This is a genomic window from Vitreimonas sp. (assembly GCF_036392335.1).
Taxonomy (GTDB): domain Bacteria; phylum Pseudomonadota; class Alphaproteobacteria; order Caulobacterales; family Aquidulcibacteraceae; genus Vitreimonas.
In genome coordinates this window covers 20,916-40,882 of the sequence record NZ_DASVYD010000051.1, presented here as the reverse complement: position 1 = coordinate 40,882, position 19,967 = coordinate 20,916, and the positions used below count along the sequence as shown (strand labels likewise).

At 63.1% G+C, this 19,967-nt stretch carries 16 protein-coding genes and 1 tRNA gene; 6 read left to right on the top strand and 11 right to left on the bottom strand.

The annotated features are described in order from the left end of the window. Window positions 1–40: 40 nt before the first annotated feature. Window positions 41–1,084, top strand: a complete 1,044-nt coding sequence (locus VF769_RS11970; protein ID WP_331008643.1) for a hypothetical protein — start codon at window positions 41–43, stop codon at window positions 1,082–1,084. Here the strand turns inward: VF769_RS11970 and VF769_RS11965 are convergent. The 7 genes from VF769_RS11965 to VF769_RS11935 form a co-directional block, all read right to left on the bottom strand. Then, a complete protein-coding gene (locus tag VF769_RS11965) occupies window positions 1,081–1,875 on the bottom strand; it encodes a DUF1295 domain-containing protein (RefSeq protein WP_331008642.1) in 795 nt (264 codons plus the stop codon). The two genes, VF769_RS11970 and VF769_RS11965, sit on opposite strands and share 4 nt — an antisense overlap. Before the next feature lie 12 nt (window positions 1,876–1,887). Continuing rightward, window positions 1,888–2,646 carry an SDR family oxidoreductase gene (locus VF769_RS11960; protein WP_331008641.1) on the bottom strand — a complete coding sequence of 253 codons (759 nt, stop codon included), beginning with the start codon at window positions 2,644–2,646 and terminating at the stop codon, window positions 1,888–1,890. Between the two features lie 3 nt (window positions 2,647–2,649). Beyond that, window positions 2,650–3,177, bottom strand: a complete 528-nt coding sequence (locus VF769_RS11955) for a nuclear transport factor 2 family protein (RefSeq protein ID WP_331008640.1) — start codon at window positions 3,175–3,177, stop codon at window positions 2,650–2,652. Next, window positions 3,174–4,970, bottom strand: coding sequence for an AMP-binding protein (locus VF769_RS11950; RefSeq protein ID WP_331008639.1), 1,797 nt, complete (start codon window positions 4,968–4,970; stop codon window positions 3,174–3,176). Before VF769_RS11950 ends, VF769_RS11955 begins: the two co-directional genes overlap by 4 nt. Further along, window positions 4,970–5,407, bottom strand: coding sequence for a limonene-1,2-epoxide hydrolase family protein (locus VF769_RS11945; RefSeq protein ID WP_331008638.1), 438 nt, complete (start codon window positions 5,405–5,407; stop codon window positions 4,970–4,972). The genes VF769_RS11950 and VF769_RS11945 overlap by 1 nt, the downstream gene beginning before the upstream one ends. Before the next feature lie 106 nt (window positions 5,408–5,513). Continuing rightward, window positions 5,514–6,734, bottom strand: a complete 1,221-nt coding sequence (locus VF769_RS11940) for an acetyl-CoA acetyltransferase (protein ID WP_331008637.1) — start codon at window positions 6,732–6,734, stop codon at window positions 5,514–5,516. A gap of 130 nt (window positions 6,735–6,864) precedes the next feature. After that, window positions 6,865–6,940, bottom strand: a tRNA-Lys gene (locus VF769_RS11935). 114 nt (window positions 6,941–7,054) lie between these two features. On the opposite strand from VF769_RS11935, the gene VF769_RS11930 reads away from it, so the two are divergent. Then, on the top strand, window positions 7,055–7,753 hold the full coding sequence (locus VF769_RS11930) for an NnrU family protein (protein WP_331008636.1): 699 nt from the start codon (window positions 7,055–7,057) through the stop codon (window positions 7,751–7,753). Here the strand turns inward: VF769_RS11930 and VF769_RS11925 are convergent. After that, window positions 7,750–9,489 carry a DUF885 domain-containing protein gene (locus VF769_RS11925; protein WP_331008635.1) on the bottom strand — a complete coding sequence of 580 codons (1,740 nt, stop codon included), beginning with the start codon at window positions 9,487–9,489 and terminating at the stop codon, window positions 7,750–7,752. The genes VF769_RS11930 and VF769_RS11925 overlap by 4 nt on opposite strands. A 50-nt stretch (window positions 9,490–9,539) precedes the next feature. Then, window positions 9,540–11,816 (bottom strand): PAS domain S-box protein, encoded by a 2,277-nt coding sequence (locus tag VF769_RS11920; RefSeq protein WP_331008634.1) that lies wholly within the window; start codon window positions 11,814–11,816, stop codon window positions 9,540–9,542. Window positions 11,817–11,940: 124 nt separating this feature from the next. Between VF769_RS11920 and VF769_RS11915 the strand changes: the two genes are divergently transcribed. The 3 genes from VF769_RS11915 (at window position 11,941) to VF769_RS11905 (ending at window position 14,530) form a co-directional block, all read left to right on the top strand. Then, a complete protein-coding gene (locus VF769_RS11915; protein ID WP_331008633.1) occupies window positions 11,941–13,539 on the top strand; it encodes an alpha/beta fold hydrolase in 1,599 nt (532 codons plus the stop codon). A 223-nt stretch (window positions 13,540–13,762) separates the two neighbouring features. Continuing rightward, entirely contained in the window at window positions 13,763–14,335 is a 573-nt protein-coding gene (locus tag VF769_RS11910; protein WP_331008632.1) for an OsmC family protein, read from the top strand. 69 nt (window positions 14,336–14,404) lie between these two features. After that, window positions 14,405–14,530, top strand: a complete 126-nt coding sequence (locus tag VF769_RS11905; protein WP_331008631.1) for a hypothetical protein — start codon at window positions 14,405–14,407, stop codon at window positions 14,528–14,530. Between the two features lie 6 nt (window positions 14,531–14,536). Here the strand turns inward: VF769_RS11905 and VF769_RS11900 are convergent, their stop codons facing one another. Further along, a complete protein-coding gene (locus VF769_RS11900) occupies window positions 14,537–15,490 on the bottom strand; it encodes an AraC family transcriptional regulator (protein WP_331008630.1) in 954 nt (317 codons plus the stop codon). An 89-nt stretch (window positions 15,491–15,579) separates the two neighbouring features. On the opposite strand from VF769_RS11900, the gene VF769_RS11895 reads away from it, so the two are divergent. Continuing rightward, complete coding sequence (locus VF769_RS11895; RefSeq protein WP_331008629.1) at window positions 15,580–16,506, top strand: hypothetical protein; 927 nt, start codon at window positions 15,580–15,582, stop codon at window positions 16,504–16,506. Between the two features lie 57 nt (window positions 16,507–16,563). Here the strand turns inward: VF769_RS11895 and VF769_RS11890 are convergent, their stop codons facing one another. After that, on the bottom strand, window positions 16,564–19,848 hold the full coding sequence (locus VF769_RS11890; RefSeq protein ID WP_331008628.1) for an autotransporter outer membrane beta-barrel domain-containing protein: 3,285 nt from the start codon (window positions 19,846–19,848) through the stop codon (window positions 16,564–16,566). Window positions 19,849–19,967: the final 119 nt, after the last annotated feature.

The following is a 19,967-nucleotide window of genomic DNA, read 5'->3' as shown; positions in this document are numbered from 1 at the left end:
ACTAGCGCGCGCCGCAACGGCAAGCATTTCAAGGATCGCGATGTACAAGGTCATCCAATGGGCGACGGGTTCCATGGGTCGCACATCGCTTCGGCGCATCATCGACCACCCCGACCTCGAACTCGTCGGCGTCTATGTCTACAGCGAGAAGAAGGCGGGCATGGACGCGGGCCAGCTCGCAAAGCGCCCTGACACCGGCGTGCGGGCCACGTCGAACATCGAAGAAATCCTCGCGCTCGATGCTGATGTCGTGATCCACACGCCGCGTATCACGCTGCCTTATGAAAAGCTGAACGCAGACGTCGAACGCCTGTTGGCGTCCGGCAAGAACGTCATCTCCACTGCGGGTTTTCACTTTCCGGACGCGCACGGCGACGGCTATGCCGCGCCGCTGCGCGAGGCATGTCTGCGCGGCAACAGCACGCTCGCGGGTCTCGGCGTCAACCCTGGAGGCTTCATTGAGCGCGTCGTCATGGCCGCAACCGGCTTCTGCGCGCAGCTCGATCACATCGATGTGCGCGAAATGGTCGACGCCTCGGCGATGACCTCGCCGGAATTCGTGTTCGGGATGATGGGTTTCGGCAAGGACCCCGCGCAAGAGGACATCACCAAAGGGCCGCTCGCGGCGCTCTATACCAATCTGTTCGGCGAAATCTTCGCCTTTGTCGGCCATGCCATCAGCGCCAAGATGGTTTCATTCGAGCCGTTGCACGAACTCACGCTTGCGCCAAACGATCTCGCGATCGGCGCTGGCGTGGTGAAGAAGGGTACGGTCGCGGCCACCCTCTGGCGTTGGACCGCCGCTTATGACAATGGCGCGCGCTTCACGCTCTCGATCCTGTGGACGTCGTCGCCGTCCTTGCATGGCGGCGAAACCGGCGGGCATTGGTTGGTCGATATCACGGGCCGGCCAAACATCCGCATGACGCTGGATATTCACGAAGGCGATCCGAGCGCGCCGCCGTCGCGCGCGCTTACGGACGCGACGATGGCTGCGGCTCTGCGCGGGATCCCCGACGTCTGCGCGGCTGCCCCGGGCTTTTTCAGTTATGCGGCGCCAGGCGCCTATCGCGCCCGCCTCTAAGCCTTCTTCGGAAACCAGGGCACGAAACCTGAGGTGCGCGCGACATAGGCGGCATAGTCGGGCTTCTGGCGGCGCATGCGGTTCTCCATCGTCGGCGCGCCCGACCATTTCGCGAGCGTCCATGTCAGGAATGCGGGGCCGACGAACGACCACAGACCCGTCTGCGTTTCCGCCGCGATCAGATAGAGCCCCCACCAGGTCAGCGCCTCGCCGAAATAGTTCGGATGACGCGAATATCTCCAGAGCCCCGCCTGCATCACTTTCCCTTCATTGCCTGGCGTCTTGCGGAACCGCGTGAGCTGCCAATCGGCGATGCATTCGAAGATGATGCCGAACACGGCGATACCGGCGCCGACCCAAGCCAGCGCGCCCAGTGCGGCAGGCTCCGCATCGATCTGACCAAGTTGCACAGGTAGGGAGACGAGATATTGTAGCGGCGCCTGCGTGAGGATGACGGCTATGAGGCTTGAGGTGGCGAAGCCCCAATTCCTGTCCTTCTTCAGGCGCTCGAACATCTTCTGGTAGCGACGATCCGGCCCATGATCGAGCATGCGCCAATACATATAGCCCGCGAGACGAAGGCCCCACACGGCGCAGATTCCGAGCAGCAACAGATTGCGATCGCTAAAGCCAGTCTGGAGCGTTGTCGAAACCGCGAGGATGACCATGCCGAGCGCCCAATAGGCGTCCACGATCGTGGCGTCCTTTCGGAAGATCGTAATCACCCAGAGCACGAGAAAGCCGACGCACAACACGCCAAGATTCACCAGAAGAACTGAAACCCAATCCATCATGCGCTCCCCTCAACGCCCCGTCGTGACTTGATCGGCGAAGAGCATCTTCGCCATCGCGCGCTCCAAACCCTTTGGATCGCGCGCCAGGTCCGCACGTGTCTCGACCGCCATTCGGTCCGTGTCGATCTCATCGATCTTACGCTTGATCGCCCGCAGGCCCACCTTCGCGATGTCTTCTGGGCGTTCCTTCTGGCCCACGACATGCGCGGCCATGCGGGTATCGACCGATCCCACAATGAGTGCGCTTACATGCGTCCCCTGCGGCGCCAGTTCAGCGCGAATGCAGGTCGACGCCGCGCGTGCGGCAAATTTTGAAGGACTGTAGCCGCCCATCGCCGGCACCGCGACGAGACCGCCCGCCGAAAGCACATTGACGATTGCGCCGCCGCCATTGGCCTTCAGCGCGGGCGCAAAGGCGCGGCACATGCCGAGGAGACCGAAATAGTTCACCTCCATCTCCTCGCGCGCCGTGCTCATATCTTCAGCCGCCATAAGCCGCTTGTTGAGAAATGCCCCAGCGTTGTTGACGACGATGGACACGTCCTTGCACTGCGCAGCGGCCGCCTCGATCTGATCGGGCTTGGATACGTCCAGTTGGACGGCAACCACATGGTCAGGCGCCTCGGCAACCAGATGCGCCGCGCTCCCCGGGTCGCGCGCGCCGACATAAACCCGCTTGGCGCCCGCGGCGACAAACGCCCGCACGAATGCTTCGCCGATGCCGCGATTGCCGCCTGTGACGATGACGACTGAACCTTCAATATCCATTGCTTATCCCTCCGCGTAGAGCGGGTCGTTGGGCTTCTTGCCGCCACGCACGAGCGCGGAAATGTCCGGCGCCATGAGGCCGCGGCCCCAAGACTCGGCGAACGGCATTTCATGATTCCATTCCCAGACAAGCGTGCGCTTGGCGATGCGCCAGACGTCGTCGCGGCGCTCGAAGCGATCGATCGCGCGCGCGAGTGTCAGTGTGTCGAACTTCTCGCCGTCCTTCTTCATGCGCGCGTACGCAAGAATGTAGTGCTCAGCCTTGGCGCTATCGCCGTTCAGTTCGATCAGGATGTTGGTCGAGAGATGGTTCATGACGCCGCCCTTGGGCAGCATCTTGGCCATGATCGCCACGTATTCCTTGGCTGGCCCGTTGAAAACGCCGCCATGATCTTCCCAGGCGTCGTCGTGGTAGCACGTTGCAAGCAATTCGATGTCGGCGCGGTCGGCGGCGCGCAGGTAAAGATTGATCACTTCGGTGATCGCCTGCTTGTCCAGCAACGCCTGAATTTCCGGAGCGTGTTTGCTCATGTTCCACCTTCGATGATGAGAATGCCGTTGTCCGGCGCGTCCGCGTAGAGCCGCTCCACCTCCGCCTTGCGGCGATCGATCACAGCACGGCGATTGATCGTGCCTTTATCCGACATTTCGTGTGCATTCGGATCGGCGGGCGTGGCAAGCAACAGCGCGCGATGGACGCGCGAACCGCCATGTTGTGTGGCGTTGAACGCCTTCAGCGCCTCACGGATGTTCTCGGCGCTGACGCCCGGCTTGGCCCAGGTCATAATCGTCAGATACGGACGGTTCTCGTCGCAGAGCACCACGTCCGTGACGAAGCTGGAGAGGTCGCGAACCAGAGCCTCGCGCAACGCCCCGCCATAGACCCATGTACCGCTCGAAAGCTTGAACTCCTCCGCCGCACGCCCCGCGAACGCCAAGCCGCGCGTGGGCTCGTTTGGATCGTGGAAGATCGCTAGATCACCGGTGCGATAGAAGCCCTCCTCGTCGAAGGCTTCCGCCGTCTTCTCCGGCTCATCGAGATAGCCTGCGGTGACGTTCGGGCCGCGCGCGCGCAATTCATAACGTTCGCCGCTCGGGACCAGCTTCACCTCAGCGCCGGGCGTCGGCAGTCCAAGGCCCACATCATCGCTCTCGAAATGAATGACCATGAATGCGGAGACTGTCTCGGTCGAACCATAGCCGCTCGTCAGCATGATGCGATGGCCCGTTTCGGCGACGGCGCACGCCTGCAGGCGATCATAGATCGGTTGCGAAAGCCCCGCGCCGCCATAGAGCATCAGGCGCATGCGCGAGAAGAACGTCTTGCGCAGCACCGGATCCTGCTCAAGCGCGTTGACCAGCATGGCGTAGCCGAGCGGCACGTTATTGTAATAGCCGACGCTGATCTCACGCAGATTGCGGATACTCTCGTCGAACAACCCCGGCGCCGGTTTGCCGTCATCCACATACACCGTGCCGCCCTCAAGCAGCGTCGTCCGCATAACAAAGGCGCCTGCGGCGTGATGCCATGGCAGCCAATCCAGCATGACATCATGCCAACCGGCGCTCTCGCCGATCGTCTGCTGGCATTGCGCGCTGTTGGCGGCAAGATTGTCGAAGGTGATCGTCACCAATTTCGGTAAGCCGGTCGAACCGGACGTCAGCATGTAGGCGGCGACATCGTCCGGCGTCCGGGACGCGATCGCCGCGGCGACGGCATCTGTCGCGGGTGTGGATGTCAGTTCCTCCAGCGAGGTCGCGACGCCCGTGACAGGCGCCTCTGTGACCAGGAGCGCATCGCCGATATCGATCTCTCGAAATGCAGCAAGTGCGCGCTCGCTCTCCGCGAAGATGACAGCGGGTTTCGCCTTCGCGACAACGTGCTTCAGGCGTCCGTAATCGCCGCCCAGCGCGGCGTATGTCGTACTCACCGGACACACCGGCATGCCGGCGGACCAGCCGGCGAACGTCATCACCGTGAAATTTGGCCCGTTATCGGCCAGGATGAGCAACGAGCGGCCCTTCGGCGCGTTGTTCAGCAGCCATTGCGCCGCGCCATCCATGCGGCGCTTCATGTCCGCGTATGAGGTGAACACCCAGTCGCCGCCGCCGCGCGGACGCTTGGCCATCGCGGGCTTGTCGCCCTTCGAGGCAGCTGTGCGCGCGAACACCGCCGGCAGATTGGCGTCGTAAGCGCGCAGCGGAATGCGTGACCGCATCACGATCACGCCGTCCGCGCGCCGCTCGACATCGAGATCAACCGGCAGCAGACGGGCCTCGCGGATGGGTGCGCGCACCGCTGACGCGGCCGTCGCGACCGCCATCAGCCCGCCCTCTTCACAACCGGGCGATTGAGCATCGCTTCAACCAGAGGCGACACGACTTTCTGCTCGCGCTGACTGGTTTGCACATAAGCGTTGAAATACTCGCGCCATTTCAGAATGCGGCCGTCCTTGAACTCCAACACGCCCGCATAGGGGACGGCGACGCGCACCCCGTCCTTCCCGATGAATTCGTCGACGCCTTCCATCCAGAGCGTGTCGCCGACTTCAGCGTAGTCGAACAAGCGCCAAGAATTCGATTCCAGCTTGGAGGCCATTTTTTCCAAAGCGGCGCGCATCGCTGGCTTGCCGTCGATCGTTGGCATCATGCCGCCGGAATTGTTCCAGACGAAATCGTCATGCAGGTGCGCCATCACGCCGTCGACATCGAGGCGATGCCACGCCTCCATAATGGTGTGGAGCGTATCCATGTGGCTCATGCCGGTCTCTCCCTTCGACTGGCGCGTTGGCCGCGCCGCTTTTGTTAGTCTTGTTATACAAGTTACCAGGGCGCACTCGCGCGTCAACACGAGTGCGCCGCCGGACTCAGGTTCCGATCAGTAAACTTACCGTCGTTGTGGTCGAGCCGCCGATGTTCAGCGTCTGCACATTGCGGGCGCCCTCGACTTGGCAATCGCCCGCGCGCGCCGTCACCTGCTTGTAGGCGTCGAGCGCCATGCGCACGCCGGTGGCGCCGACCGGGTGGCCCAGACCAATCAGCCCACCCGACGGATTGATCGGCAAGCGCCCGCCCATCGCGATCGAACCATCTTCAATCGCCTTCCACGCTTCCCCCGGCGCGGTAAGACCCAGGTGCTCGATCGCCATATATTCCGTCGTCGTGAAGCAATCGTGCGTCTCGACCGCATCAATCTGCGCGATATCCTTGATGCCTGCACGCTCGCGCGCATCGAGGATGGCGCGGCGCACCTGTGGAAACACGTACGGCTGCCCCTCGCTGGCGCGTACTTTGCGTTCATATGAAATGCTGGCTGAGCGATGTCCCCAACCCTTGATGCGCGGCAGCGACTCCAATGCGATGCCGCGGCTGCGCGCATATTCTTCTGCACGGCGCGGCGAGGCGAGGAAGAGCACGGCGGCGCCGTCCGTCACTTGCCCACAATCTTGCTTGCGCATCATGCCTTCGACGACCGGATTGGCTTCATCGTCGGCGGTGAAGCTGGCGTCCGTGAATTTCCAGCTGCGTGTTTGCGCGTTCGGATTGCGCTTGGCGTTGCTGAAATTGATCTCGGCAATACGCATCAGGTGCTCGTATTTCAGCCCCCAACGGCGTTGATACTCGTGACCAAGTTCGGAGAACGCACGCGGCCACAGATAGGTCGCATCCTGGAATTCATGGCCCGCCCACGCCGCCGTGCCCAGGTTCTGAGCCGCGATATTGCCGGGCACGTTGCGCATCTGCTCAAGCCCGACCACGCAGGCCAGATCATACCGGCCCGCTTCAATGTCAGCGGCCGCGGCAAGGATCGCGAGACTGCCCGAAGCGCACGCCCCTTCATGGCGAGAGGTGGGCATGCCTTCAAAATCGGGATGCACGAGGCCGAAGAAGCCGCCCAGCAGGCCTTGGCCCGCGAACAATTCCGCGACGAAATTCCCGACGTGACCGCACTCGACATCCTTCGGCTCAAGCCCGGTTGCTTCGAGTCCAGCGCCAACGCACTGCGCAAACGCGTCGGCGATCTCCATGCCCTCGCGCGCCCAATTGGCCGAAAAATCGCTTTGCCACCCGCCTAGAATATAGACCATGACGCTTCCTCTCCGCCGGCCATAGGGACACAGTCCGTCTCGTAATGCAAGAGACTGGAATAAGCCGCACGCGCAGGCACGCCCGGCGCGGGAGGCGCCGGCCTAAGCCGCCAATATCAGATAGGAGCGATGGTGGGTGATACAGGATTCGAACCTGTGACCCGCTGATTAAGAGTCAGCTGCTCTACCAACTGAGCTAATCACCCGGAATCGCGAAGGCACCGGGAATAAGCAGATTGGCGGGCTTCGTCCAGTGCGGCTTTGTCGCCTTGTGCGGAAAGCGAGCCCAGGCGAGCCTTGCCCCGGCGGGAGGAACGCGCATGAATGATTTTGCCTGGGCTCTAGCCGGTTTCGTCCTCATCCATGTCGGCATTTCCGCCACCGGGCTCCGCGCGCGCCTCGTGGCGGCGATCGGCGAATGGCCCTATCGTGGCCTCTTCTCCCTGGCTTCGTTGGCCCTGCTCGCTTGGCTGGTCGTGGGCTACCAGACAATGCGGGACGATCCCTTTGATCCGCTGAACGAAATGCTCTGGCTGCCGCCCGATTGGCTGCGCTGGCCCGGCTATGCCCTCTCCTTTCTCGGCGTCGCGCTCGCCGTCACCGGCGTGCTCTCGCCCGGCCCCACCTATGCTGGCTTTGAAAGTCGGTCCTTGGCGCAGCCTGAGCCCGCGCGGGGCGTGCTCCGCGTCACCCGCCACCCCTTCCTCTGGGGCGCGGCGGTCTGGGGCGCGGGCCACCTGCTGATCAATGGCGAGCGCTTCGCCATTATGCTGTTTGGCGGGCTGGCGCTGATGGCCATTTTCGGCGCCCGCTCGATCGACCGCAAAGGCCGCGCCCGCGACGCCGACGCTTGGGACCGCTTTGCCGACGTCACCTCCAACGCCCCCTTCGCCGCCATTGCCCAAGGCCGCAACAAGCTCGCGCTGGGCGAGATCGGCTGGCGTGGGCTTGTTGGCGTGGCGGTGTCGCTGGCCATTATGCTCACGCACGGCCAGCTGCTGCGCGCCCTCGCAAACTAGCGCGCTTCCGCCTGCCGCGCGGCGATGTAGCGGCGCATGTGCTCCTCCAACGCCGAGAGCGGCACCGAGCCTAGCGCCAGGATTTCGTCGTGGAACGGGCGCGGATCAAAGCGCGCCCCGAGCGCTGCTTCCGCTTCAGCACGCAAGCGCCGGATCGTGAGTTCACCCAGCTTGTAGGCGAGCGCTTGCCCCGGCCAGGAAATGTAGCGATCGACTTCCGTCTCCACTTCATGCCGCGAGAGCGCAGTGTGGCTGGCGAGGTACTCGATCGCTTGATCGCGCGACCATCCGTATTGGTGAATACCCGTATCGATCACGAGCCGCGCCGCGCGCCACATCTCATAACTCAAGCGGCCGAAATTCTCGTACGGCGTGCGATAGATGCCGAGTTCGATGCCGAGATACTCCGAATAGAGACCCCAGCCCTCGCCATAGCCTGAGAAATAAGTATAGCGCCGGAATGCCGGCATCGCGTCGCGCTCTTCGGCCAGCGCCGCCTGCATGGAATGGCCCGGCGCGCACTCATGCAGCGTCAAGGCCGGAATATTATAGAGGGGCCGGCTGGGCAGATTGTAGGTGTTCATCATGCACGAGCGTAGGCCGCCGCGACCGGCTGTATAGAACGGCGCGATCGTATCCGGCACGGGTACGATTCCAAAGCGCCGACGCGGCAGCAGACCAATGACATCTCCAATTCGCTCATCCGTGCGCTTCGCCACCCAGGCCGACGTCATCATGAGTTCATCCGGCGTGCGCGCGTAGAATTGCGGGTCAGTGCGCAGGAAGGTGATGAAATCCTGCAGCGAGCCCGTAAATCCCGCTTCGCGCATCACCGCCTGCATCTCCGCTTCGATCCGCGCCACCTCGCGCAGACCCAGCTGATGCACCTCTTCCGCACTCATATCGAGCGTCGTGTATTCGCGGATTTGCGCCGCGTAATATGCCGCCCCGTCCGGCATTTCACGGGCGCCGATCGTGGTCCGGGCGCGGGGCAAATAGGAGTCGCGGTAGAAGCGCAGCAGATTCTGGTAGGCCGGGATCACAGCGCTTTGAATGACGCCGCGCGCTTCGCGCCGCAGCTCTTCTTGCTCGGCGGAAGGAATGGTCGCGGGCATCGTCGTGAACGGCGCATAGAACGGATTGCGCTCGATATTGGCTTCGGTAAACGACGCAATCGATTGATCACGCCCCTCCAGCGTCACGCGCGGGACGCTGAACCCCCGCGCTAACCCCGCGCGCATATTGGCGATCTGCTCGCGAAAATACCGCGGCGTATCGCGCATGCGCCCGATATAGCGCCGATAGGCCGCTGCATCGCGTAGCTGCTGCCGCTCAGCCAGATACGACCAAAAAGAGGAATCGCTATTGAACGGCATCTCCCATTCACGAAAGCGCGCGTCGGCAATCGCGATTTCAAGGTTGGTACGAAACACGGCGGCGTTCACGCGCTCGCCCTCGGACAATTGCTCGACCGGAATGGCGTCAAGCGCGGCGAGCGTTTCCCGCCAATGCGCCGTGCGCCGCGCCTGTGCGGCCGGAGCTACGCTCGGCAGGCGATCACCGTCCGTGATGCCGCCTTCGCCGTCATCGATTTGCGCGAACTCGCGCATGCTCCAGGCCCAGTCGGCCTCATACAACGCGCGTAGCTGCGGATCGGCCGCGCCGGGGATGTCCTGCGCCTGCGCCATTGACGCGAACGCCATCGCCGCCGCGCACATCACAGTTCGAAACATCATCGCGCCCACCCGCAAAGTCCGTTCGAACTCTGCATATGCGCGCGCGCGGCTCAAGCCCCGTTCTGCGGACGGCTCGCCAGCGCCTCACGCAATTTGGTCGCCAGTTCACGGCGTCGGTAGGGCTTCCGCAGCAAATGGGTGCCAAGCGCCAATCCGCCATCCTCGGACATGACGATATCTGGATTGCCGGTGGTGTAGAGCACCGGCAATCCAGGCATTAGCTTACGCGCTGCATCAGCCAATTGCCGCCCATTTACGCCGCCCGGCATCACCACATCGGTGAACAAGAGATCAAAGGGCTCGCCAGCGCGCAGCACCGCGATCGCTTCCATCGCATTTCGCGCGGTGACCACGCGATAGCCTAGCTCCGTCAACTCGCTGGAAACCTGAACGCGGACGAGATCGTCGTCTTCGACCAGGAGAATGCGCTCGTCGCCCGACAACGCCTCTGCGACCGGCGCGACACCCTCTCGCGCAACCGCCGCATGCGCACGCGGCAGATAAAGTTTGACTTTCGTCCCCTCGCCAAGCGCTGTCTCGATGTCGATGCGCCCTTTGGATTGCGTCACGAAGCCATAAACCATCGAGAGCCCGAGGCCGGATCCCTTGCCCACGTCCTTCGTCGTGAAGAACGGTTCAAACACGCGTGCGCGCGTGGCCTCGTCCATCCCTGCGCCAGTGTCGCCCACGCTGACGAGCACACAATCGCCGACTTCTGGATCGTCGGCGACATTACTCATTTCGATCTGCAACACGCCGCCGTCGGCCATGGCGTCGCGCGCGTTGATGCACAGGTTTAGGATCGCGGTTTCGAGCTGAAGCTTGTCGATCAGCGCGTGCCATAGTCCCGCCGCCGGTGCGATGCGCACCTCGATCTGCTCGCCAATCGCGCGCCTCAGCAGCCCCTCCATGCCACGCACCAGAGCCGCGACATCGGTGGGCTTCGGCTCCAACGCCTGACGTCGCGAGAATGCGAGTAAGCGGCTCGTGAGCTCCGCGCCGCGCTCGGCCGCCACACGCGTCATCTCCGCGAGCATGTGCAAATGCTCCTGACCGACCAAGCGCGTTTCGAGCAATTCCGCGTTCGACAGGATCACAGTCAGCAGATTGTTGAAATCGTGCGCGACACCGCCCGTAAGCTGCCCTACCGCCTCCAGGCGCTGCGACTGGCGCAATTGCGCTTCGAGCTCGCGCTGCTCGGTGACATCGAGCATGGACCCCACCATGCGAACGGCTCTGCCCTTGTCGTCGCGAATGACAAAGCCGCGATCGGTGACTTGCGCCGCCGATCCGTCCGCACGCAGGAAACGGTACTCCTCCGTCCAGACATCGCCCGCCCCATCAATAACGGCGTGAATGCCGCCAACAACGCGCTCCGCGTCATCCGGATGTATGTGCTGCACCCAGCTTTCGCCGATCTGTGGCGTGTTGTCATAGGCGTAGCCAAAGCGGGTGCGCATGCCGTCGCCCCACCAAATCGTGTCGTCGACGAGGTTCCAGTCCCAGACAACGTCCGCAGTCGCCTGCGCAATGATGCGGAAGCGCTCATTGGATTCACGCAGCGCCTGCTCGCTCCGTTTGCGTTCGCTGATGTCCCGCGAGACGATCACCACATGGGTGGCTTGGCCGCTGGGGGCGCGGAAGGGAACCAGCTGCATGTCGATCCAGATTGGACGACCATCCTTGGCGTAGTAGATCATCTCGCCGCGCGCCGCGCGGCCCGCGCGCAACTCGTCGCGCATGCCCTCAACGACCGACACATCCGTCAGCGGCCCGCGCATGAATTCCGGTGATCGGCCTTGGGCTTCCGCCGCTGAGTAACCAGTCACGCGCTCGAAGGCGGCATTTACAAACACAATACCAGGCGTCGGCGATTCCGGCGTCGCCGCTTCAGTGATCAGCACGATGTCGTCCAATTGCGCCACCGCCGCCTGCAGCAGCAGCGCCCGCTCCTGTGTGGCGTGCGTGCGCGTGATGTCGCGTACATACAAAGCCAGTCCGCCACTCTCGGTGCGGAAGGCGCGCACTTCAAGCCGCGCATTGAGCGGGGGGTAATCCAGTTCGAATGTAGTGGAGCCGCCCTCGCGCAGTACGCGGCGATACTCGATATCGGCGACGGTGCCCACGCCCTCGGGAAACTCTTCCCACATGTTCTTGCCGAGCAGCGCCTCGCGTGGGCGCTGCAATTGCCGCTCGGCCTGCTCGTTCACATAAAGGAAGCGCCAATCGCGATCGAGCAGCACGAAGCCGTCAGGCATGCCTTCAAGGCTTGCGCGTAAATGCTTGGCCAGCGCGTCATCGGCGGGCGCGCGCTCGGGTTCGGCCATGTCCTCCTGCCCCGTTGCCATATATCGGCGGTACGGCGTTCGCTGTGGAAGTCAAGCGTGACGGCGGCCACAGCCCTGCGCGCCTACGACTTCCGCGAGCACCGCGCACGTGCTTAACAGGCGCATGGGCCTTGAGATCAGACTCCTGGGCGAACTGGAACTTCGCCGCGACGGCGCGCTTGTTCCGTTGCCGGCGTCGAAGAAGACCCGCGCGCTCCTGGCCTTTCTCGCTTTGCAGCGGGCGCCCCAGCGGCGCGACGCGTTGTGCGACCTGCTCTGGGAAGTGCCCGACGATCCGCGCGCGGCCCTGCGTTGGTCCCTCACCAAGCTCCGCCCGCTTCTCAACGATGAAACCGGGGAGCGGCTCCTAGCCGACCGGGAGCGCGTCAGCTTTGAACCGGCTGGCTGTGAGGTGGATTTCATTCGCGTCCGAGCGGCGTGCGCGGGCGAGCTGGACGCCCTTTCCGCGCACCAGCTTCGCGAATTGGCGGCGCTTTTCCGTGGTCCGTTCATCGCCGGTCTGGATCTGTCCGCGCAGCCGGCGTTCGAGACGTGGCGCCTGGGACAGCAGGAGCAGACGCGCCGGCTGCACCTTTGCGTGCTTGACGCCCTGAGCGCCAAACTCACGGACGCGCCCCTTGAAGCGGGCGCCGCACTGCGCGCCCGTCTGGATCTCGACCCGGGCGACGAGGCGGCCCACGCGCGTCTCATCGCTCATCTCGCGCAAACCGGGGCGCGCGCCGAGGCTGAACAACAATGCGAGACCAGCGCCCGCATTCTCGCCGGTCTCGGCCCGTACAATGACGCCGCCCTACGCGATGCTTTGCAGACACCACGCGCGCACACGCCACCGCGCCAGCCCGCGCGGATCGCGTTGGATGCGCCCTTGCGCCAGGACGTACGATTTTGCGTGGCGCGGGACGGCGTCCGTATCGCCTACGCAACAGTGGGCGAAGGCCCGCCCTTGGTCAAAACCGCCAATTGGATGAACCATCTTGAATTCGATTGGGAAAGTCCGCTTTGGCGCTATGTTTTCCGCGAATTCGCCAGCCGCCACTTCTTCGTGCGCTACGATGCGCGCGGCAACGGCCTGTCCGACTGGACCGTATCGGACATGTCGCTGGACGCCATGGTTTCGGACCTGGAAGCCGTCGTCGACGCAACTGGGCTGAAGCGCTTTCCGCTGCTGGGCATCAGCCAAGGCTGCGCCGTCTCGATCGAATATGCCGCCCGCCATCCAGAGCGCGTCACGAAACTTGTCCTCTACGGCGGTTACGCGCGCGGTTGGCGGCTGCACGATCGCCCGGAGACTATTCCAGCCGCCGAAGCGCAGATGTTGCTCACGCGCACGGGCTGGGGACGCGACAACCCCGCCTATCGGCAGCTGTTCACTTCGCTCTTCATACCCGGCGCGACGCAAGAGCAGATGGACTGGTTCAACGAGATGCAGCGCATCTCCGCGTCGCCCGAAAACGCGGAGCGCCTGATGAGCGCCCTCGGCGATATCGATGTGCGCCACCGCCTTGCTCAGGTGCGCACGCCCACGCTTGTCATCCACTCCCGCAACGACGCGCGCGTCACCCTACCGAATGGACGCGAGCTCGCGACAGGCATACCCGGCGCGCGCTTCGTCATTCTTGACAGCCAAAACCACGTCGTTCTGGAACAAGAGCCGGCAATGGCGCGGCTCATGTCGGAAATCCGCGACTTTCTGGCGGAATAACGGCGCTTACACGCGTTTCCAACGCCAATTCCAACGATGGCCCAGGTTTGTGCGCGCCGGTCCCAACGCGCGCCGCAACGGTGCGCGCGCATTTTGAGCATCGTCAGGCCGCTTCCGGCGTCTCGGTCAAACAAGGCGGCGGAGCAGTCATTCAGAGGACAATGCCGATCACCTATCCCTCGCCTCGTCGTCTTCCCACGACGCCTTACAGGAACCTACACAAATGACGAACGCTCAAACCAAGACCGCCGCGCCGACCGTCACAAACGGTGTGAACGTGACCGCGCTCTTCGACACAATAGAAGCCGTCAAGGGCAACGCCGAGATCGCCAAGTTCAATTTCCGCGCCACGAATTCCTGGATGGGCGGCGACCGCAATCGCACCACCATGAAGGAATTTACCGGCGCGCTCAGCGAGCACCGCACCGGAGTGCAGGCGTTCATTGCAGAGAACGGCGAGCCTGAAGTGCTTCTGGGCGACGACGGCGCGCCAAATCCAGTCGAGTGGCTGCTCCACGCCCTCATTGGCTGCATGACCACGACCACCGCCTATCACGCTGCGGCGCGCAACATCACGATCGAAGCCATCGACAGTGAGATCGACGGCGACCTCGATTTGCGCGGCTTCCTCGGGCTCTCGCAGGATGTCCGCAAGGGCTATTCGGCCATTCGCGTTTCCATGCGCGTGAAAACCAAAGCCATGCCGGAGACAATCAAGGCGCTGACGCAGATGTCGCCAGTGTTTGATGTCGTCTCCAAGTCTGTGCCGGTCAGCGTCGCAATCGAGACCTACTGAGCCGGCGCCGTGCCTGGCGGCGCGCGCCCCGATGCGTCGCCAGGCGATCTTCCTCCCCAAGGATCAACCATGCTCCCCGATAGTCCCAATCGCCTTTCGTCGATGGTGCGCGCCATCGCTTACGCGCTTTCACTCACTCTGGTGACCACCGTGCATCTGACGTTGGCGGACCGCGCCGCCGCTTTCTGGGCCTGAACCATGTCACGCGCTCTGCAACTTCTTGCGCCACGCCGCTGGGGGACGTCCCATCTCGCGTCTAAATGCACGGGTGAAGGCCGCCTCGGACTCGTAACCGACGTCGAAAGCGATCTGCGCGATCGTTTGGGTCGAGTCGCGCAGCTTGTTGGCGGCCAGCTGCATGCGCCAGTTTGTGAGATAGCGCATGGGCGGCATACCAACCAAGTTGCTGAAGCGATCGGCGAAGGCCGAACGCGAGAGATTGACCTGATCGGCCAGATCGTTGGCCGTCCAGTCGCGCTGCGGATGCGTGTGCATCAGCGCCAACGCTTTGCTGACGGCCTGATCGCGCATGGCCGCCAACCAGCCCGTCTGCTCAGGGGGCAGGCTGTCCATGTAACGCCGCACAGCTTCCACGAACATCAGTTCGGAAAGCTTCGCGATCAGCGAGCCTCCGCCCGGCACGCCGTCGGCCAGTTGCTGCGCGGCGAATGCAAAGCTCTGCGCAATCCAGGCGCCGCCGGGCGTTTCGTTGGCGTTGAGCGTCAGGAGCGACGGCAATGTCTCGACCAGCAAGTTGGTGGGCGCGTCGCAACCAAGATAGCCGCACACGATGCGCGTTTCTTCGCCACCTCCGCCGTAGAGCAATTGCTCGACCCCGGCGCCGGACAGGACGATACGCGCTGCAGGCTCGGGCGTGAGCCCCACCGCGCTGCCCAGCACATGCACATCGTTATGCGGCAGCAGCACAATCTCACCAGCCCGCAACTCATGCGGCGGGCCGTCGAGCACGTTCGCCACCAGGCGCCCAGAAACGACGTAATGGAAGCTCACCACGTGCGCGGGCCGCTCCGCAAAGCCCCGTATCTCCTCAGGCTGAACCTTCCCGGCGATCGACCATGGCGCAGTGAACCGCGCGTCAAGAAAGACGCCGCCCGTCAAGCGAACCAGACGCAGCACGTCGGAGAGCGCATCCATAGCGACATTCGCCGCAACCAACGCGCGCAGGTCAAGTCCTGGCGCACCTCAAACGTAACCAACGCAACGCTCTAAACCGGAGAATTCAAATGACCTACCAATATTCCTTCAAGGATTGCCTGCAGCGCTCCGAACGCATCCAATGGCGCGTCGAAGACATAATCGGCGGTGACAAGCGCCTCGACTTCAGCCGTCCCTTCATGCCGGAAAGCTTCGCCAGGACTGCGGACTTGGACTTCCTCAGCGAGGCCGAAAAACTCACGCTCAATCACATTCGCGGCCACGCCTATCTCTCGCTGTTCGGCGTGATCGAGGAATTCATTCTGCCGTTCGTGCTCGATCACGCGCGGCCCCTCATCATCACGCCTCTGCTGGAGGGCGACAATTATAAGGCGCGCGCTTTTCTTGAGTTCGCCAACGAGGAAGCCAAGCACATCCATCTCTTCCGCTGCTTCCGCGAGGAATTTCTCCGGAATTTCGGCACGCGTTGCGACGTCATTGGGCCGCCGGATGCAATCGGTAAACACGTGCTGAGCAAGCCGGCGCTCGCGGTCTCATTACTGACGCTGCAAATTGAATGGATGACTCAGCGCCACTTCACCGACGCCATGAAGGACGACGCCAGCCTGGATCCGCAATTCAAGAGTCTCCTGCTGCACCATTGGATGGAGGAGCATCAACACGCCCAGCTTGACGCGCTCATGACGCTCTCCATCGCCGAACGCCTGAGCGCAGCCGAAATCGACGCCGGCATCGAGGCCTATCTCGAACTCGGCGCCTTCTTCGACGAAGGCGTCAAGCAACAGACGCTGCTTGACCTGGACGCCCTGCAACGCGCCACCGGCCGGACTCTAAGCGATGCGGAGCGCGCGCGCTTTCTTGCGCAGCAGCACCAGGCCAATCGCTGGACCTATCTCGGCTCCGGCATGTCGCATCCGCGGTTTTTGGAGACCTTGGGTCAAATCAGCCCGGCCCGGCGCGACCAAGTCGAAGCAGCGGCTCCGGCGTTCTCATAAAGCAAAGGCGGCGCCCGCACTGCAGGCGCCGCCTCACACTTGCCCGTGACGCCGCCGTTAGAAGCGGAATCGGATCGCTGCGTTGATGCTGTGACGTTCGATCTGGTCGCCGAACTCGCCTTCGTAGCCGAGTGAGAAGGTCGAATAGCCGTTGCTGGCGTCGATGCCGATGCCGACGATCGGACCGCCGTCGCCAAGACCTTCATCGATCAGCGTGAAGTCATCGCCGCCCGAGACGAAGCGCACGGTGCGCTCCGCCTCTTCGTCAATGGCGTTGGCGCGATAACCCACGAATACGCGCGGCGCGATGACACTTCGTGCGCCGAACGCGAAATTGCCGCTCAGCTCCATGCCGGCATCAACCCAAAGTCGCTGCGAGAAGACGCCATCGACGTCATAGTCGATCGCCGCGCCGCCGCCCTCTTCGGTATAGGATTGCTCAGACAACCCGACATAGGTGAGACCGACCTGCGGCGTCGCCACCAGCCAATTGGTCAGACGCATCGGCGCAGAGGCCCGCACAGAGGCATGGCCTTCAAACGCCCACCAATCAGCTTCCGTCTGCGCGCTGAAGTCGTCGCCGATTTCCACGAAGCGCCGCGACTGCATCTGGCCCGCGCCGAGACCGGCGATGACATCCAGGTCGATGGGTCCCCGCGCACCGCCCCAATAGGCGTTGAGCTGCCCAAACCAGGTCGAGATTTCACCTTCCGGGCGCCCAGCCTCCTCGACCTCCGACGCAAGGAAAGACGCCGACAATCCGAACAGATCTCCGCTATTGAGCGGACCGTCGATACCGACCGCCATACCGAAGCCCGTACCTTCGAATTCCTGACCATTTGACGTTGGCGGCGTGCGTGTGATGGCGTAGCCAATCTCCTGCGCCCACACCGACACTTCATCGAGCCCCTGCAGGCGCGTCAGCGACAAGCGATTACTCGTGGCGCCCTGCATTTGCTGGATCGCAGTAGTCGCCACCTCGGCCGCCGCCGAGGAATAACTCGGCATCAAATCTTCGTACGCGTCGAAGAATTGATCCTGCGTGCTCAAGTTCGCGAACGCCGCCGAGGCCTCTTCGTCCAAGCGCAGCGCCTCAATCAACGGATCGAATGCAGCAGTCTGGTTGCTTGTCAGCCCAAGCTGAGCCGCCGACTTCATGTCGTAATTGGCTTGCAGCGCGTTTGGGTTGCCCGTCGCCTCAGTAACAGTCAGGTTGTAGAGGAACGGCAATCCTTCACCCGCCAGCGGCGTATTGAGCAAGCTCGGATCCACGTTCAGCGTGGTGGCCGTCAGGAATACGTACTCGTTGTCTGCGCTGGTCTCCGGCAAGCCGTCCGGAAGAACCGGCACGAAATTGATCTCGCCGATTGTCGCCGTGCCATTGACCGTAATTGCAGTCGATTGCCCCGGCGTCTCGGAAAGCACGATCCCGAAGGTTGAACCGTCCGCGAGCGTGAACGACGTGGCGTCAGTCGCCCCGCCGGCGTGGTACAGCGCGCCGTCGATGACATTGATGTTGAGGCCGGTGCCGCCCGTATTGGTGATGCGGCCATAGAATTCCGCGCCGTTGTCGATATTGAAGGCGTCAGCGCCGCCGCCGAACGACACGTCCCCGCGGATCACGCCAGCTTCGAGATCAATCGTATCGTCGCCGCCGCCGAGCAGAATATTGCCGAGGATCTGAATATCGACGTCCTCGACATCGTTATCGGCGTCATCGTCCGTGAGATCACCCATGTCGTGCTGGTGGATAAGCACGTTCTCGGTCGAATTACGCAGATCGATCGCGATCGAAGCGCCTGTTACCGGCGGCGGATCAATGCCGTCCGTGACGTCATCGTCAGTCTGCACGACTTCCGCGATAATCGAGCCGCCGTTTTCGATCAGACTCACCGTCCCGGCAGTCGTATCGTCAAGGATTGCTGTCGCGGTCCCCGTTTCACCCTGGATCCGCGCGCGAATGGTGCCGCGGTTGATGATTTGATCGACGTCAGCGCCTTCGTCCAAGCGAAGCGCGTAGGCGTTCACCTCCTCATCCGAGATAACGGTGGCGAGAAGCACGCCGTTCACTCTGACATTCGGCGTGATCACGTTGCCGCCAATATGAAGCGCCGTCGCCTCCGCGCCGCCGTCCACAGAGGCATACGCCGTCGCCTGCACGCCGCTATCGATCGCGATGCCACCGTTCACTGTCACGGACGCGCCGGGCTCGCCCTGCAAGCGAATGGCCGTTGCGTCAATCTCATCATAGACGCCATTGGCGATAACGATGCCGCGGGTTTGCAGGCCGTAGCCTGCGCTGTTGGCGCCCAACACAAATGAGCCAGACGCGGCGTCCGCCTCCACCAAGATCGCCGGGGCGTCGCCGTAAACTGTGACGTTGGCCGTGACGTTGTCGTCGGAATCGCCGCCCGTATCGCTCTCGTCGACTCCATCTCCATCATCGTCTTCATCGTTCTCAACGCCGATGCCTTCGATGGTGACGCCGCCAAGCACATCGTCCCGAATGTGGATCGCGGCGCCGCCGCTTTCCTTGTCATCCGGGTCGAGATCGGAATCGTCCGACGTCTGGGTTGTGGTGCGGAAGCCGGTGACGACCCACGAACCATTGATGCGCACTTCGCCGTCAACTTGACCGTCGACCAGCAGGCCAACGGCGTTCTCGCCGCGCGCGGCGACTGCGCCACGGATGATCAGGTCGCCAGCAACACCGCCGGTATCGGTGATGGCGATGGCAACGGTATCGTCGCCTGTGACCGAGATCGAGCCGCTTTGCGTGATCGAACCAGTGAGCGTGCCGCCATCATCCAGCAGCGCATCAACGCGAATGCCGTAGGATTGATTGCCTTCGACAGAGATCACACCCGAATTGACGATGTCGCCGACGAAAGCCGGACCGCTCTGCAGCCAGACCCCGGTCCGTCCAACGCCAACGGCAAAAGGCTCATCCGGCTCATCATCGTTGTCGAGATCTTCTGGCGTGTGGTCTTCAACCAACGCGATCAGGCCTCCATTGGTGATCGTGCCAGTGTTCCCGCCTTCAAGCAGGATGCCCGTGACATTGTCCGCGTTGTTGGCATTGATGCGGCTGTTGGTCTGCAACGTCACATCGTTGCTGGAATCCACCGTGATCGCGGTCTGACCCGCGGTGATTGTGATCGCCCCGCCGTCGGCGATGGTAATGTCGCCGGCCTCAACGGGCGCCGCCGCACCGGGATCAGACGTTGAGAGCGGCGTGGTCGTCGCCGTGCTGATGGTCACGTCTTCGGCGTTCGCCGGCCCCGCCGCCACGCCCGCGAGCGCTACGGCCAAACCCGCGAGTTGAACTTTGTTGATCCGCATGCCGGCTCCGTCCCCTTCCGTATCCGCCAGGGAGGTCCAGCGACGCCTCAAGCCGCCAGTACAGGTCGGCCCCGGGAGGCCGCCCGATCCTCACCCCGCTTTGCCACGGCCGGGGGCGC

What these genes read in the sequence shown, in the direction of transcription:
- VF769_RS11930 (WP_331008636.1), top strand. Translation starts at nt 7,055, where the DNA reads ATGAATGATTTTGCCTGGGCTCTAGCCGGTTTCGTCCTCATCCATGTC.
- VF769_RS11950 (WP_331008639.1), bottom strand. Translation starts at nt 4,970, where the DNA reads ATGGCGGTCGCGACGGCCGCGTCAGCGGTGCGCGCACCCATCCGCGAG.
- VF769_RS11925 (WP_331008635.1), bottom strand. Translation starts at nt 9,489, where the DNA reads ATGATGTTTCGAACTGTGATGTGCGCGGCGGCGATGGCGTTCGCGTCA.
- VF769_RS11915 (WP_331008633.1), top strand. Translation starts at nt 11,941, where the DNA reads ATGGGCCTTGAGATCAGACTCCTGGGCGAACTGGAACTTCGCCGCGAC.
- VF769_RS11960 (WP_331008641.1), bottom strand. Translation starts at nt 2,646, where the DNA reads ATGGATATTGAAGGTTCAGTCGTCATCGTCACAGGCGGCAATCGCGGC.
- VF769_RS11920 (WP_331008634.1), bottom strand. Translation starts at nt 11,816, where the DNA reads ATGGCCGAACCCGAGCGCGCGCCCGCCGATGACGCGCTGGCCAAGCAT.
- VF769_RS11940 (WP_331008637.1), bottom strand. Translation starts at nt 6,734, where the DNA reads ATGGTCTATATTCTAGGCGGGTGGCAAAGCGATTTTTCGGCCAATTGG.
- VF769_RS11970 (WP_331008643.1), top strand. Translation starts at nt 41, where the DNA reads ATGTACAAGGTCATCCAATGGGCGACGGGTTCCATGGGTCGCACATCG.
- VF769_RS11965 (WP_331008642.1), bottom strand. Translation starts at nt 1,875, where the DNA reads ATGGATTGGGTTTCAGTTCTTCTGGTGAATCTTGGCGTGTTGTGCGTC.
- VF769_RS11890 (WP_331008628.1), bottom strand. Translation starts at nt 19,848, where the DNA reads ATGCGGATCAACAAAGTTCAACTCGCGGGTTTGGCCGTAGCGCTCGCG.
- VF769_RS11955 (WP_331008640.1), bottom strand. Translation starts at nt 3,177, where the DNA reads ATGAGCAAACACGCTCCGGAAATTCAGGCGTTGCTGGACAAGCAGGCG.
- VF769_RS11900 (WP_331008630.1), bottom strand. Translation starts at nt 15,490, where the DNA reads ATGGATGCGCTCTCCGACGTGCTGCGTCTGGTTCGCTTGACGGGCGGC.
- VF769_RS11910 (WP_331008632.1), top strand. Translation starts at nt 13,763, where the DNA reads ATGACGAACGCTCAAACCAAGACCGCCGCGCCGACCGTCACAAACGGT.
- VF769_RS11895 (WP_331008629.1), top strand. Translation starts at nt 15,580, where the DNA reads ATGACCTACCAATATTCCTTCAAGGATTGCCTGCAGCGCTCCGAACGC.
- VF769_RS11905 (WP_331008631.1), top strand. Translation starts at nt 14,405, where the DNA reads ATGCTCCCCGATAGTCCCAATCGCCTTTCGTCGATGGTGCGCGCCATC.
- VF769_RS11945 (WP_331008638.1), bottom strand. Translation starts at nt 5,407, where the DNA reads ATGAGCCACATGGATACGCTCCACACCATTATGGAGGCGTGGCATCGC.